This is a genomic window from Mycobacterium celatum (genome assembly GCF_002101595.1).
Classification (GTDB): Bacteria; Actinomycetota; Actinomycetes; order Mycobacteriales; family Mycobacteriaceae; genus Mycobacterium; species Mycobacterium celatum.
In genome coordinates this window covers 173,916-187,286 of sequence record NZ_LQOM01000031.1, presented here as the reverse complement: position 1 = coordinate 187,286, position 13,371 = coordinate 173,916, and the positions used below count along the sequence as shown (strand labels likewise).

Here is a 13,371-nt window from a genome sequence, read left to right as displayed (position 1 = left end):
GAGCCGTCCCTTCCATCGGCATGAAATACCCGGGCGACGCGACGCCGCCCGAAAAGACGGTATGTCGATACGCGCTCTATTGGGGGCTTTGCAGGGAATTAGTGATCGGCGGTTGATCCCGCCGTGACGGAATGCCGGTTCAAATGTGATGCGGCGGCTGGTTCTCGGTGAGCCACTGCTCGTACTCGTCGACGTCACGGTCAAGCTCGTCGTCGAACGGCTGGCTCATATCTCCAGGCTCGAGAGTTGACCGATGATCTGGGCCGCCAGCGGATTCAGCGTCGCCATGCCGTCCCGCACCGCATAGCGGGAACCGGCGAGGTTGACCACCAGAGTGCTGCCGGAGATGCCGGCCAACCCGCGCGACAACCCGGCCTCGGTGATACCCGCCGACAATCCGGACGCGCGTAATGCCTCGGCAATACCGAGGATTTCGCGGTCGAGAATCTCGCGGGTGGCTTCCGGTGTGACGTCACGCGGCGTCACGCCGGTGCCGCCGACCGAAACCACCAGATCCACCCCGCCGATCACGGCGGTGTTCAGCGCGTTGCGGATTTCGACCTCGTCGGCGGCGACGGCCACCACCCCGTCGACCAAAAATCCGGCCTCGGTGAGCAGTTCGGTGACCAGCGGACCGCTGTGGTCCTCCTCGTCCCCGTGCGCCGTGCGATCGTCGACAACGACGACGAGTGCCCTGCCGACCAAGTCCGCACGTTGTTCCATGGTTGCCACCGTATATCTGTGATCCGACCGGGTCGCGCCCGCTCTCATCACTGGTCCGCCTTACCCAAGGTGACCTGGACGGTCCGCGTATCGCCGGACGGATCCAGGTACGTGAGCGTGATCTTGTCGCCGGGCGCCTTGGATCGCACCGCGGCAACCAGGCCGTCGGCGCTGTTGATCGTGCGGTCGTTGACCTTGGTGACCACGACCCCGCTGGGCAGGCCCGCGGCCGCGGCCGCGCCGCCCGGCACCACCTGGACCACCTTGGCGCCATGCGCGCTCTTGTCGCTGGTGACCTGGACGCCCAGCGAGGCGTGCGAGGCCGTGCCGGTGCTGATCAGCTCGTCGGCGATGCGCTTGGCCTGGTCGATCGGGATCGCGAAGCCCAGGCCGATCGAACCGCTCTGGCTGTCGGTGGAGTCGCCGCCGAGCGTGGCGATCGCCGAGTTGACGCCGATCAGCTCACCGTTCATGTTGGTCAGCGCGCCGCCGGAATTACCCGGGTTGATCGCGGCGTCGGTCTGGATGGCGTCGAGCACCGTGTTCTGGTTGCCGGTGTCCCCGGTGGTCGATACCGGCCGGTTGAGCGCGCTGACGATCCCGGTGGTCACGGTCCCTTCCAGCCCGAGCGGTGACCCGACGGCGATCACCGGCTGGCCGACGACCAGATTGGCCGACGAGCCGAGCGTGATCGGCGACAGCCCCGAAACGCCCTGCACCCGGACCACCGCGATGTCGGTGGTGGGATCGGCGCCGACCACGCTGAACGGCGCGGTTCGCCCGTCGGAGAACGTCACGGTGGTTTTCGGTCCGGCATCGGGGGGCGCGTTGTCGCGCCCGGCCTTGGCGGCGGCCGCGACGACGTGGTTGTTGGTCAGGATCAGCCCCTCGGGCGACAAGATGATGCCCGATCCCTCTTCGGACTGGCGACCGAGATCGGTCTCCAGCATGACCACGCTGGGCACCACCTTGGCGGCCACCTGCTCGACGCTGCCGCCCGGCACGTTGGCGGCCGGCATGCTCGGCGCCGGCCCGCCCGGGATCCTGGAGCCGATGATGGAACCGGCCGGATGCGCGCTGTGCGCGACTACCGACGCAGCCGCCCCGCCGATACCGGCCGACACCACCGCAATGGCCAACGCCCCAACCGTCAATAACCCTGCGCGAGAACGCTTTTCGGGAGAGGTAGGTGGAGGTGGGGCAGCGCCGGGCGTGGGCTGGCTAGTGCCGAATGGTGCGAACGGCTGCCGATATGCCTGCTGCTGTTGCTGCTGCTGTGCATAGCGCCAGTCGTACTGGGAATACGTTTGCTGCTGGCCCTGACCGGAATAGGCCGGCATCGCAGGCTGATCGGACGCTGGACGGTATCCAGGCTGCGGCGGTGGCGAATACCTCGGGTGATTCGTCATGCGCTAGGTCGCTCTTCCTCTACGTGTCTCGGTCGGACTCAACAGTAACTGCAACTACCTTGCCTACGTGGACTGAGAATCGACTGAGATAACGTTCGCCGATCCTGGAGAGTTTCCCCCCACTTCGCCCGGCCCGACGGCGGGCTCCGGCTGCGGAGCCACCGGCAGCGGCCGCCCGGGTAACAATACGTACACCGACGTCCCCGGTGGCTGCCCTCCCGGCACGGTGTCCTCAATGCGCAGCGCACCACCGTGTTTGAGCACCACCTGTTTGACGATCGCCAGCCCCAGGCCCGAGCCGGGCATCGCCCGCGCCGACGCCGACCGGAAGAAGCGTTCGAACACCAGGTGGCGCTCGTGCGGCGGGATGCCCGGCCCGTGGTCGGAGACCACCAGCTCGGCGTGCGACGGGTCGAGCTGGGTCATCCGCACGCCGATCCGCCCGCCCGACGGACTCCACTTGGCGGCGTTGTCCAGCAGGTTCAGCACCGCCCGCGACAGGCCCGCGGCGTCGCCGTAGACCTGCCACGGGATCACGTGCACGTCGAAGTCGACGTCGTTGCGGCGCCGTCGGACCCTCTCCAGGCAGCGGTCGACGACCTCGCCCATGTCGACCGGCTCGTGTACCACCTCGCCCACGTCGCCGCGGGTAAGATCCACCAAATCGCCGACGAGCGTGGACAATTCCTCGATCTGGGCGATCACGTCGGCACGCAGATCGACCATCTCCTGTTCCGGCAGCCGCGGTGCACCGGGCGCCATCGACGCCATCAACAGTTCGATGTTGGTGCGCAGCGACGTCAGCGGGGTCCGCAGCTCGTGACCGGCGTCGGTGACCAGCCGGGCCTGGCGCTCCCGCGACTCGGCCAACGCCCGCAACATCAGGTTGAACGCCTCGGTGAGCCGCGCCAGTTCGTCGCTGCCGAACACCGGGATGGGGCGCAGGTCGTCGGTGCGCGCCACGCGCTCGGCGGCCTCGGTGAGCTGGGCGACGGGCCGCAGCCCGGCGCGGGTGACCATCCCCCCGGCAACGGCGGCCACCGCGACACCGACGCCGCCGACGATCAGCAGCACCCAGCGCAGTTTCATCATCACCGCGTCGGTGGGGGCCAGGCTCTTGGAGATCAGCAGGGAGCTGCCGTTGGGCAGGTGAATGGCCAGCACCCGCTGGTCGGCGGCCGTGCGCCGGGACATGAGCAGGTCGCCGCGGATGACCGCTTTCTCCGGCGGGCCGACCGGCAGCGCCTGGCCCGTCTGGTTGGCGGTGAACACATAGCGGCCGGGGTTGACCAGCATCGCGTTGACGTCCGAGTAGGCGGTGCCTTCAATGGCTTTGCCCGGGTCCGCCGACAGTGATCCGCTGGCGATCAGCAGCTGCGCCCGGCTTTGCAGCTGGTTGTCGATGTCCTTGTACAGCGCCGCGGAGATCACCGCGTACACGGCGACCGCCATCAGCACGACGACCATCGCCACCATCGACATCGCCAACAGCATCACCCGCCACCGCAACGACAACGAGGTGGTGGTTCGCAGTGGAGCGCGCCGCCGCCGGGGGAATCGAAGCATCAGGGAGGTGTTTCGCGGAGCACGTAACCCACTCCGCGGACAGTGTGGATCAGCCGCGGCTCGCCGTCGGCTTCGGTCTTGCGGCGCAGATAGCCGATGTACACCTCCAGCGCATTGCCCGAGGTCGGGAAGTCGAATCCCCACACCTCCTCGAGAATGCGGCTGCGGGTAAGGACGCGCCGCGGATTGGAGATCAGCATTTCCAGCAGGGCGAATTCGGTACGGGTCAGGCTGATTTGGCGTTGCCCGCGGGTGACTTCACGGGTTACCGGGTCGAGGGTGAGATCGGAGAACGTCAGGGGTGCCGAGTCGGCGGAGTCGTCGGGCTGGGTGCGGCGCAACAGCGCGCGCAACCGGGCCAGCAGCTCTTCGAGGGCGAATGGCTTGGGCAGGTAGTCGTCGGCGCCGGCGTCCAGGCCGGCCACCCGCTCCGAGATCGCGTCGCGGGCGGTCAGCACCAGGATCGGGAGGTCGTCGCCGGTGCTGCGCAGTTGGCGGCACACTTCGAGGCCGTCCAGCCGCGGCATCATGACGTCCAGCACCAGGGCGTCGGGACGGTCGTTGGTGATGACGTCGAGCGCCTTGACGCCGTCCTCGGCCAACGCCACCGAGTAGCCGTTGAACGACAGTGACCGGCGCAGCGACTCGCGGACCGCGCGATCGTCGTCGACGACAAGGATTCGCACGGCCACCAGTGTCGTCCAATCGGCTGAGAGCGACCTAAGAGGCGCGCCGCCGCTCGACTACCTAACGCCGGTCGAGGTCGATGAGACCAAGGCGGGCCGCTTTGAGCAGCCGACGGGGCACCTTGTGCCGCTGGCCGGCCACCGTGACGCCGACGAGTTCGGGCTTGTCGGCCTTCCACTGCGCGCGCCGGCTACGGGTGTTCGCGCGCGACATCCTGCGCTTGGGCACAGCCATGATCGAGCTTCTCCTTGACGAGGGTATTGCCGCACGTGTGCTAGCGGCGACAGGGTTGCTCTGAGGGTACCCGGTGGCCAGCAGCGGTTACAAAATGGCCGCCGCGCTGACAGCATTGACTCCGTGCAGGCTGGCACATCTTGACGCGCTACCGACGGTACCCGCTAACCTACCGGTTGGTTGACGGATGGGGTTTGGGATGACATCAGCGGTTCGGATCGGGAATTGCTCGGGGTTCTACGGTGACCGGCTCTCGGCCATGCGCGAAATGCTCACCGGCGGCGAGCTGGACTACCTCACCGGTGATTACCTGGCCGAACTGACCATGCTCATCCTGGGCCGCGACAAGATGAAGCACCCGGAGCGCGGCTACGCGAAGACGTTTCTGACCCAGCTCGAGGAGTGTTTGGGCCTTGCCCACGACGGCGGTGTGCGGATCGTGGCCAACGCCGGCGGCCTGAACCCGGCGGGCCTGGCCGACGCGGTGCGGGCGCTGGCCGAGCGGCTGGGCATCCCGACGCGGGTGGCGCATGTCGAGGGCGACGACCTTTTGGCGCGCGCCGAGGAGCTCGGGCTGGGCACGCCGCTGACCGCCAACGCCTATTTGGGCGCCTGGGGCATCGTCGACTGCCTCAACGCCGGCGCCGACGTCGTCGTCACCGGCCGGGTGACCGACGCGTCGGTGATCGTCGGGCCGGCGGCCGCACACTTCGGTTGGGGGCGCACCGATTACGACCGGCTGGCGGGGGCGGTGGTCGCCGGCCACGTCATCGAATGCGGCGTCCAGGCCACCGGCGGCAACTACGCGTTCTTCACCGAGATCCCCGACCTGACCTACGCCGGGTTCCCGCTGGCCGAGATCCACGCCGACGGCTCGTCGGTGATCACCAAACACCCTGGCACCGGGGGTCTGGTCAGCGTCGACACGGTCACCGCGCAACTGCTCTACGAAATCACCGGCGCCCGCTACGCCAACCCCGACGTCACCGCCCGGATGGACAGCATCGCGCTGTCCGACGACGGCGTGGACCGGGTGCGGATCAGCGGTGTGATCGGTGAACCGCCGCCGCCGAGGTTGAAGGTGTCGCTGAACAGCATCGGCGGTTTCCGCAACGCGATGACGTTCGTGCTGACCGGCCTGGACATCGAGGCCAAGGCCGATCTGGTGCGACGCCAGCTCGAATCCACCCTGACCGCCAAGCCCGCCGAGCTGGAATGGACGCTGGCCCGCACCGACCATCCCGACGCCGACACCGAGGAAGCGGCCAGCGCCCTGCTGCGCTGCGTGGTCCGCGACCCCGACCCGGCCAACGTCGGACGCCAATTTTCTTCGGCGGCAGTCGAATTGGCCCTGGCGAGCTATCCCGGTTTCACCGTCACGGCGCCGCCCGGCGACGGCCAGGTGTACGGCGTGTTCACTCCCGGCTACGTGGACGCGGCTTCAGTGCCGCACGTCGCCGTGCACGACGACGGCACCCGCGTCGAGATCCCTTGCGCTACCGAGACTTTGGAGTTAGCACCTGCCGAGACGGCGTCGCCGCCTGAGCCGTTGCCGGCCGGAGCGACCCGGCGGTTGCCGCTGGGTGTGGTGGCCGGCGCTCGCAGCGGCGACAAGGGCGGGTCGGCCAACGTCGGGGTGTGGGTACGCACCGACGAGCAATGGCGCTGGCTGGTCCACACGCTGACCGTGGACAAGTTGCGCGAGCTGCTGCCCGAGACCGCCGACCTGCCCGTCACCCGGCACGTGCTGCCCAACCTGCGCGCAGTGAACTTCGTCGTCGACGACATCCTCGGCCAAGGCGTGGCCTACCAGGCGCGGTTCGATCCCCAGGCCAAGGGGTTGGGCGAATGGCTGCGCAGCCGTCACGTCGACATACCGGAGAGGTTGCTGTGAGTATCTGGACCACACCGGAGCGTGACCAGCTCCGAAAAACCGTGCGGTCGTTCGCCGAACGGGAGATCCTCCCGCACGTCGACGAGTGGGAGAGGCTCGGCGAGCTGCCGCGCGAGCTGCACCGCCGAGCCGGCGAGGCCGGGCTGTTGGGCGCGGGCTTTCCCGAAGCGGTCGGCGGCGGTGGCGGCGACGGCGCCGACGCGGTGATCATCTGCGAGGAGCTGCACGAAGCCGGTGTGCCCGGCGGCGTGTTCGCGTCGCTGTTCACCTGCGGGATAGCGGTGCCGCACATGATCGCGTCGGGCGACCAGCGGCTGATCGAGGAGTTCGTCCGGCCGACGTTGCGCGGCGAGAAGATCGGCGCGCTGGCGATCACCGAGCCGGGTGGCGGCTCCGACGTCGGGCACCTGCGCACCACCGCCGTGCGAGACGGCGACCACTACGTCGTCAACGGCGCCAAGACCTACATCACCTCGGGGGTGCGCGCCGACTACGTCGTGACCGCGGTACGCACGGGCGGACCTGGGGCAGCGGGTGTTTCGCTGCTGGTGGTCGAGAAAGATGGACCCGGCTGCTCACCTGGCTTACAAGTCACCCGCAAGCTCGACAAGATGGGCTGGCGGTCCTCCGACACGGCCGAGTTGTCGTATACCGACGCGCGGGTGCCGGCGGCCAATCTGGTCGGCGCCGAGAACAGCGGTTTCGCCCAGATTGCCGCGGCTTTCGTTGCTGAACGTATCGGCCTTGCCGCACAAGCGTATTCGAGTGCTCAGCGCTGCCTGGACCTGACGGTTCAATGGTGCGGTGACCGGGAGACGTTCGGCCGGCCGCTGATTTCCCGGCAGGCCGTGCAGAACACCTTGGCCGAGATGGCCCGGCGCATCGACGTCGCACGGGTCTATGCGCACAACGTGGTGGAGCGCCAGCTGGCCGGTGAGACCAACCTGATCGCGCAGGTGTGCTTCGCGAAGAACACCGCGGTGGAAGCCGGCGAATGGGTGGCCCACCAGGCCGTTCAATTGTTCGGCGGTATGGGGTATATGGCCGAATCCGAGGTCGAACGCCAGTACCGCGACATGCGCATCCTGGGTATCGGTGGCGGAACCACCGAAATCCTCACCTCGCTGGCCGCCAAAACCCTGGGATACCAATCATGATTACTCCGCCTCCTCCTCATCGCTTCACTCTGCATCGTCGGCGGTGGCTATGACCGCGCTGCAGTCGCTGCTCGATCCCGCTGCCCCCGCCTACACGGAGGCGGCCGAGTCGCTATCCGCCAAGCTCGACGAGATCAACGGCGAACTGGCCAAGGCGCTGGCCGGCGGCGGCCCGAAATACGTCGAACGCCATCACGCCCGCGGCAAACTGACCGCGCGGGAACGCATCGAGTTGCTCATCGACCCGGACTCCCCTTTCCTCGAGTTGAGCCCGCTGGCCGCGTACGGCACCGCGTTCACGGTCGGTGCCAGCCTGGTCGCCGGCATCGGCGCGGTGTCGGGTGTGGAGTGCATGATCGTCGCCAACGACCCGACGGTCAAAGGCGGCACCAGCAACCCGTGGACGCTGCGAAAGATCTTGCGGGCCAACCAGATCGCATTCGAAAACCGGCTTCCGGTGATCTCGCTGGTGGAATCCGGCGGTGCTGACCTGCCCACCCAGAAGGAGATCTTCATTCCCGGCGGGCGAATGTTCCGCGACCTGACCCGGCTGTCGGCGGCCGGAATCCCCACGATTGCGTTGGTGTTCGGCAACTCCACCGCGGGAGGGGCCTACATCCCGGGCATGTCCGATCACGTGGTGATGATCAAGGAGCGCTCGAAAGTGTTCCTGGCAGGTCCGCCACTGGTGAAGATGGCTACCGGCGAAGAGTCCGACGACGAATCGTTGGGCGGCGCCGAAATGCACGCCCGCATCTCGGGTTTGGCCGACTACTTCGCCGCCGACGAGCGTGACGCGATCCGGATCGGGCGTCGCATCGTAGCGAGGCTGAACTGGAAGAAGTTGGGGCCGGCGCCCGGGCCGGTCAGCGAGCCGCTGTTCGACGCCGAAGAGCTGATCGGCATCGTGCCCCCGGATCTGCGCATCCCGTTCGACCCCCGCGAGGTGATCGCCCGCATCGTCGACGGCTCCGAATTCGACGAATTCAAGCCGCTGTACGGCTCGTCGCTGGTGACCGGCTGGGCCCGCCTGCACGGCTATCCGCTGGGCATTTTGGCCAACGCCCGAGGGGTGCTGTTCTCCGAGGAGTCGCAGAAGGCCACCCAGTTCATCCAGCTGGCCAACCGTTCGGACACACCATTGTTGTTCTTGCACAACACGACTGGGTACATGGTCGGCAAGGACTACGAAGAGGGCGGGATGATCAAGCACGGCTCGATGATGATCAACGCCGTGTCGAACTCGACGGTGCCGCACATCTCGCTGCTGATCGGCGCGTCCTACGGCGCAGGCCATTACGGGATGTGCGGACGCGCATACGATCCGCGGTTCTTGTTCGCGTGGCCGTCCGCCAAGTCCGCGGTGATGGGTGGTGCCCAGCTAGCAGGCGTGCTGTCGATCGTAAGCCGCGCCGCCGCGCAAGCCCGTGGGCAACAAGTCGACGAAGAGGCCGACGCCGCGATGCGGGCGGCCGTCGAGGGTCAGATCGAAGCCGAGTCGCTGCCGCTGGTCCTGTCCGGGATGCTCTACGACGACGGCGTCATCGACCCCCGAGACACCCGCACCGTGTTAGGAATGTGCTTGTCCGCCATCGCCAATGCCCCGATCGAGGGGACGTCGAACTTCGGCGTCTTCCGGATGTGATGTGAGATGATTACTCGAGTCTTGGTGGCCAACCGCGGCGAGATCGCCCGGCGGGTGTTCGCCACCTGCCGGCGGCTGGGCCTATCCACCGTCGCCGTCTACACCGAGCCCGACGCCGCGGCGCCACACGTCGCCGAGGCCGACGCGCGGGTGCGCCTGCCCAAGACAACCGACTACCTCAACGTCGAGGCGCTCATCGACGCGGCCCGTGCCTCCGGCGCCGACGCCGTGCACCCCGGCTACGGATTTCTCTCGGAGAACGCCGATTTCGCTGCCGCGGTGGCCGCTGCGGACCTGACCTGGGTCGGGCCGCCGGTGGCCGCTGTTCGGGCGATGGGCTCCAAGATCGAGGCCAAGAAGATGATGGCCGCCGCAGGTGTTCCGGTGCTCGAGGAACTCGACCCGGAAGCCGTCACGCCGCAACAGTTGCCGGTCCTTGTCAAGGCGTCGGCCGGCGGCGGCGGTCGCGGCATGCGAGTAGTTACCGAGTTGTCTGCTCTCCCAGGGGAAGTCGCAGCCGCGCGGCGGGAAGCACAGTCAGCATTCGGCGACCCGACGGTGTTCTGCGAGCGCTACCTGCCGACCGGGCACCACGTCGAGGTGCAGGTGCTGGCCGACACCCACGGCACCGTGTGGGCGGTCGGCGAGCGTGAATGCTCGATCCAGCGCCGGCATCAGAAGATCATCGAGGAAGCGCCGTCGCCTCTGGTGGAGCGCACTCCCGGGATGCGGGCCAAGCTGTTCGACGCCGCGCGGTTGGCCGCCGCCGCGATCGGCTACGCCGGCGCCGGAACCGTGGAGTTCCTCGCAGACGACGACGGCGAGTTCTACTTCCTGGAGATGAACACCCGCCTGCAGGTCGAGCACCCGGTCACAGAGGAGACCACGGGTCTGGACCTGGTCGAACTGCAGTTGGCTGTGGCCGACGGCGCCCGCCTCGACGCCGAACCGCCTGCGGGGCACGGGTATTCGATCGAGGCCCGCCTCTACGCCGAGGATCCCGCGCGCGACTGGCAGCCGCAGGCCGGCACCGTGCAACGCTTCGGCGTGCCGACGGTGCGCGCCGAATTCGACTCGCTCGGCGCGCGTACCGGGATCCGCTTGGATTCCGGGATTGTCGACGGCTCGGTGGTGTCCATCCACTACGACCCGATGCTGGCCAAGGTCATTTCGTATGCACCGACGCGCCGGGCAGCCGCGGCGGTGCTCGCCGATGCGCTGAGCCGCGCCCGCATACACGGCGTGCGCACCAACCGCGACCTGTTGGTGAACGTGCTGCGGCATCCGGCGTTTTTGGACGGCGCCACCGACACCGCGTTCTTCGACACCCACGGTTTGGCCGAGCTTTCGGCGCCGTTGGCCGACGCTGCCGCGCTCCGGCTGTCCGCGATCGCCGCCGCACTCGCCGACGCCGCGCACAACCGAGCAACCGCAGCCGTCTGGGCTTCCATTCCCGGCGGCTGGCGCAACGTGGCCTCGGGCTATCAGGTCAAGACCTATCTCGACGACGGCGGCGACGAGCACCGCATCGAATACCGGTTCACCAGGACGGGATTGGTGCTCGCCGACGACGAGTCGGTGCAGCTGATCTCCGCCACGCCGCATCAGGTGGTGCTGGCCGGCGGTGACGGGGTGGCGTATGCCTTCGAGGTCGCGCGGTACGACGCCAATTTTCAGGACGTCTACGTCGACTCCCCGCACGGCCCGGTTCATCTGGTGGCGCTGCCGCGCTTCCCCGAGCCGGGTTCGGCCGTCGAGCAGGGCTCCCTGGTGGCGCCGATGCCCGGCAACGTCATCCGCATCGGCGCCCAGGTCGGCGACAGCGTCGCCGCCGGCCAGCCGCTGGTGTGGCTGGAGGCCATGAAAATGGAACACACCATCACCGCGCCCACCGACGGTGTGTTGGCCCAACTCAACGTCAGGACCGGACAGCAGGTCGAGGTAGGCGCCATCCTGGCCCGCGTCGAAAGCCCGCAATCGGAAGGAAACCAATGACCGACACCAGCTTCATCGAGAGCGAGGAGCGCCGGGCGCTGCGCCAAGCGGTGGCCGCGATGGCGGCCAACTACGGCCAGGACTACTACCTGGAGAAGGCCCGCGCACACCAGCACACCGACGAATTGTGGAACGAGGCAGGCAAACTCGGCTTCCTCGGGGTGAATCTGCCCGAGCAGTACGGCGGTGGGGGCGCCGGCATGTACGAGCTGTCACTGGTGATGGAAGAGATGGCAACGCACGGCTGTGCATTGTTGATGATGGTCGTCTCCCCGGCGATCAACGGCACCATCATTGCCAAGTTCGGCACCGACGAGCAAAAGCAGCGCTGGCTGCCCGGCATCGCCGACGGGTCGATCACCATGGCGTTCGCGATCACCGAGCCCGACGCCGGGTCCAACTCCCACAAGATCACCACCACCGCCCGCCGCGACGGCAGCGACTGGATCCTTTCCGGCCAAAAGGTTTTCATCTCCGGCGTCGACCAGGCACAGCTGGTGCTGGTGGTCGGCCGCACGGAGGAGACCAAAACCGGCAAGCTGCGGCCGGCGCTGTTCGTGGTGCCCACCGATGCGCCCGGGTTCAGCTACACCCCGATCGAGATGGAGTTGGTCAGCCCGGAACGCCAATTCCAGGTCTTCATCGACGACGTGCGGTTGCCGGCCGATGCACTGGTGGGCTCCGAGGACGCGGCGATCGCGCAACTGTTCGCCGGGCTGAACCCGGAGCGCATCATGGGCGCCGCCAGCGCCGTCGGCATGGGCCGGTTCGCGATCAGCAAGGCCACCGACTACGTCAAGACCCGCAAGGTGTGGGGCACCCCGATCGGCACACACCAGGGCTTGTCACATCCCTTGGCCCAGAACCACATTGAGATCGAATTGGCTAAGCTGATGATGCAGAAGGCCGCGACGCTCTACGACAGCGGCGACGACATGGGCGCCGCCGAAGCCGCCAACATGGCCAAATACGCTGCGGGAGAAGCGTCCGCGCGTGCCGTCGACCAGGCCGTGCAGTCGCTCGGCGGCAACGGGTTGACCAAGGAATACGGCATTGCCGCGGCGTTGACCGCGTCCCGGTTGTCGCGGATCGCGCCGGTGAGCCGGGAGATGGTGCTCAACTTCGTCGCGCAGACGTCGCTGGGCCTGCCGCGGTCGTACTGATGGGCGCCCTCGTCGAGTACGCAGGGCCGAGGGGCCCTGGAAAAGCCTATGCGCGGTTGACCCTGAACTCGCCGCAGAACCGCAACGCGCTGTCGACGGCCCTCGTCGAACAGCTGCACGAAGGGTTGCGGGAAGCGGCCGCCGATCCGGCGGTCCGGGCGGTGGTGCTCGGCCACACCGGTGGCACGTTCTGCGCCGGCGCGGACCTCGCACAAGCATCCGGCGGCGACCCGCGTGGCGATGCCGGGCGAAGCGGGTCGCCACCATCGGCGCGTGGCGATCGCGAGGGCGGCGAAGCCGGGCGAAGCGGGTCGCCACCATCGGTATTCGACATGGCCGCCGACCGGGCCCGCGAACTCACCGCGCTGCTGCGCGCGATCATCGAGTGCCCGCTGCCGGTGATCGCGGCAATCGACGGCCATGTCCGGGCGGGCGGTTTCGGCCTGGTGGGCGCGTGCGACATCGCGGTCGCCGGTCCACGCAGCACGTTCGCGCTCACCGAGGCCCGGATCGGGGTCGCGCCGGCGATCATCTCGCTGACGTTGCTGCCGAAGATGTCCGCGCGAGCCGCCGCGCGCTACTTTCTCACCGGCGAAAAATTCGACGCCAGCGAAGCCGCCGCGATCGGGTTGATCACGATGGCGGCCGACGACGTCGAGGCCGCGGTGGCATCGCTGGTGGGAGAGCTGCGGCACGGGTCCCCGCAGGGCCTGGCCGCGTCGAAGGCGCTGACAACGGCCCAGGTGCTCGCCGGTTTCGACCGCGACGCCGAACGGCTCAGCGTGGACTCGGCCCGGTTGTTCGTCTCGGAGGAGGCCCGCGAGGGCATGCTCGCCTTCCTGCAGAAACGCCCGCCCAGGTGGGCAGTTTAGCGAACTTGCCTTGCAGCAAAATCTGT

The 13,371-nt window shown here is 68.0% G+C and carries 10 protein-coding genes and 1 pseudogene; 6 read left to right on the top strand and 5 right to left on the bottom strand.

Going from position 1 to position 13,371, the window contains the following annotated elements; genetic code table 11:
- Positions 1 to 225: 225 nt before the first annotated feature.
- From AWB95_RS14320 to rpmF, 5 genes and pseudogenes are all read right to left on the bottom strand, one after another.
- Entirely contained in the window at positions 226 to 771 is a 546-nt protein-coding gene (locus AWB95_RS14320) for a MogA/MoaB family molybdenum cofactor biosynthesis protein (protein ID WP_062541653.1), read from the bottom strand.
- A pseudogene (locus AWB95_RS14315) lies at positions 771 to 2,155 on the bottom strand (S1C family serine protease); the annotation flags it as partial. The gene AWB95_RS14320 and the pseudogene AWB95_RS14315, both read right to left, overlap by 1 nt.
- A gap of 40 nt (positions 2,156 to 2,195) precedes the next feature.
- Positions 2,196 to 3,698 (bottom strand): HAMP domain-containing sensor histidine kinase, encoded by a 1,503-nt coding sequence (locus AWB95_RS14310; RefSeq protein WP_085168336.1) that lies wholly within the window; start codon positions 3,696 to 3,698, stop codon positions 2,196 to 2,198.
- Positions 3,698 to 4,384 carry a response regulator transcription factor gene (locus AWB95_RS14305; protein WP_062541211.1) on the bottom strand — a complete coding sequence of 229 codons (687 nt, stop codon included), beginning with the start codon at positions 4,382 to 4,384 and terminating at the stop codon, positions 3,698 to 3,700. Before AWB95_RS14305 ends, AWB95_RS14310 begins: the two co-directional genes overlap by 1 nt.
- Positions 4,385 to 4,445: 61 nt before the next feature.
- On the bottom strand, positions 4,446 to 4,619 hold the full coding sequence (gene rpmF / locus AWB95_RS14300) for a 50S ribosomal protein L32 (RefSeq protein WP_062541210.1): 174 nt from the start codon (positions 4,617 to 4,619) through the stop codon (positions 4,446 to 4,448).
- A gap of 199 nt (positions 4,620 to 4,818) precedes the next feature.
- Here rpmF and AWB95_RS14295 point away from each other — a divergent pair, with 199 nt between their 5' ends.
- The 6 genes from AWB95_RS14295 to AWB95_RS14270 are packed head-to-tail and all read left to right on the top strand — an operon-like array spanning position 4,819 to position 13,345.
- Complete coding sequence (locus AWB95_RS14295) at positions 4,819 to 6,513, top strand: acyclic terpene utilization AtuA family protein (protein WP_099539695.1); 1,695 nt, start codon at positions 4,819 to 4,821, stop codon at positions 6,511 to 6,513.
- Positions 6,510 to 7,670, top strand: a complete 1,161-nt coding sequence (locus AWB95_RS14290) for an acyl-CoA dehydrogenase family protein (RefSeq protein WP_062540609.1) — start codon at positions 6,510 to 6,512, stop codon at positions 7,668 to 7,670. The genes AWB95_RS14295 and AWB95_RS14290 overlap by 4 nt, the downstream gene beginning before the upstream one ends.
- A 49-nt stretch (positions 7,671 to 7,719) precedes the next feature.
- Positions 7,720 to 9,315 (top strand): acyl-CoA carboxylase subunit beta, encoded by a 1,596-nt coding sequence (locus tag AWB95_RS14285; protein WP_062540608.1) that lies wholly within the window; start codon positions 7,720 to 7,722, stop codon positions 9,313 to 9,315.
- A 6-nt stretch (positions 9,316 to 9,321) separates the two neighbouring features.
- Entirely contained in the window at positions 9,322 to 11,310 is a 1,989-nt protein-coding gene (locus tag AWB95_RS14280; protein ID WP_062540607.1) for an acetyl/propionyl/methylcrotonyl-CoA carboxylase subunit alpha, read from the top strand.
- Positions 11,307 to 12,473 (top strand): acyl-CoA dehydrogenase family protein, encoded by a 1,167-nt coding sequence (locus AWB95_RS14275; protein ID WP_085168334.1) that lies wholly within the window; start codon positions 11,307 to 11,309, stop codon positions 12,471 to 12,473. The genes AWB95_RS14280 and AWB95_RS14275 overlap by 4 nt, the downstream gene beginning before the upstream one ends.
- On the top strand, positions 12,473 to 13,345 hold the full coding sequence (locus AWB95_RS14270; RefSeq protein ID WP_085168333.1) for an enoyl-CoA hydratase family protein: 873 nt from the start codon (positions 12,473 to 12,475) through the stop codon (positions 13,343 to 13,345). Before AWB95_RS14275 ends, AWB95_RS14270 begins: the two co-directional genes overlap by 1 nt.
- Positions 13,346 to 13,371: the final 26 nt, after the last annotated feature.

Bases quoted from the DNA above. Each gene is read 5' to 3' on its own strand.
- AWB95_RS14320 (WP_062541653.1), bottom strand. From the start codon at position 771: ATGAGAGCGGGCGCGACCCGGTCGGATCACAGATATACGGTGGCAACC.
- AWB95_RS14295 (WP_099539695.1), top strand. From the start codon at position 4,819: ATGACATCAGCGGTTCGGATCGGGAATTGCTCGGGGTTCTACGGTGAC.
- AWB95_RS14310 (WP_085168336.1), bottom strand. From the start codon at position 3,698: ATGCTTCGATTCCCCCGGCGGCGGCGCGCTCCACTGCGAACCACCACC.
- AWB95_RS14270 (WP_085168333.1), top strand. From the start codon at position 12,473: ATGGGCGCCCTCGTCGAGTACGCAGGGCCGAGGGGCCCTGGAAAAGCC.
- AWB95_RS14275 (WP_085168334.1), top strand. From the start codon at position 11,307: ATGACCGACACCAGCTTCATCGAGAGCGAGGAGCGCCGGGCGCTGCGC.
- AWB95_RS14280 (WP_062540607.1), top strand. From the start codon at position 9,322: ATGATTACTCGAGTCTTGGTGGCCAACCGCGGCGAGATCGCCCGGCGG.
- rpmF (WP_062541210.1), bottom strand. From the start codon at position 4,619: ATGGCTGTGCCCAAGCGCAGGATGTCGCGCGCGAACACCCGTAGCCGG.
- AWB95_RS14285 (WP_062540608.1), top strand. From the start codon at position 7,720: ATGACCGCGCTGCAGTCGCTGCTCGATCCCGCTGCCCCCGCCTACACG.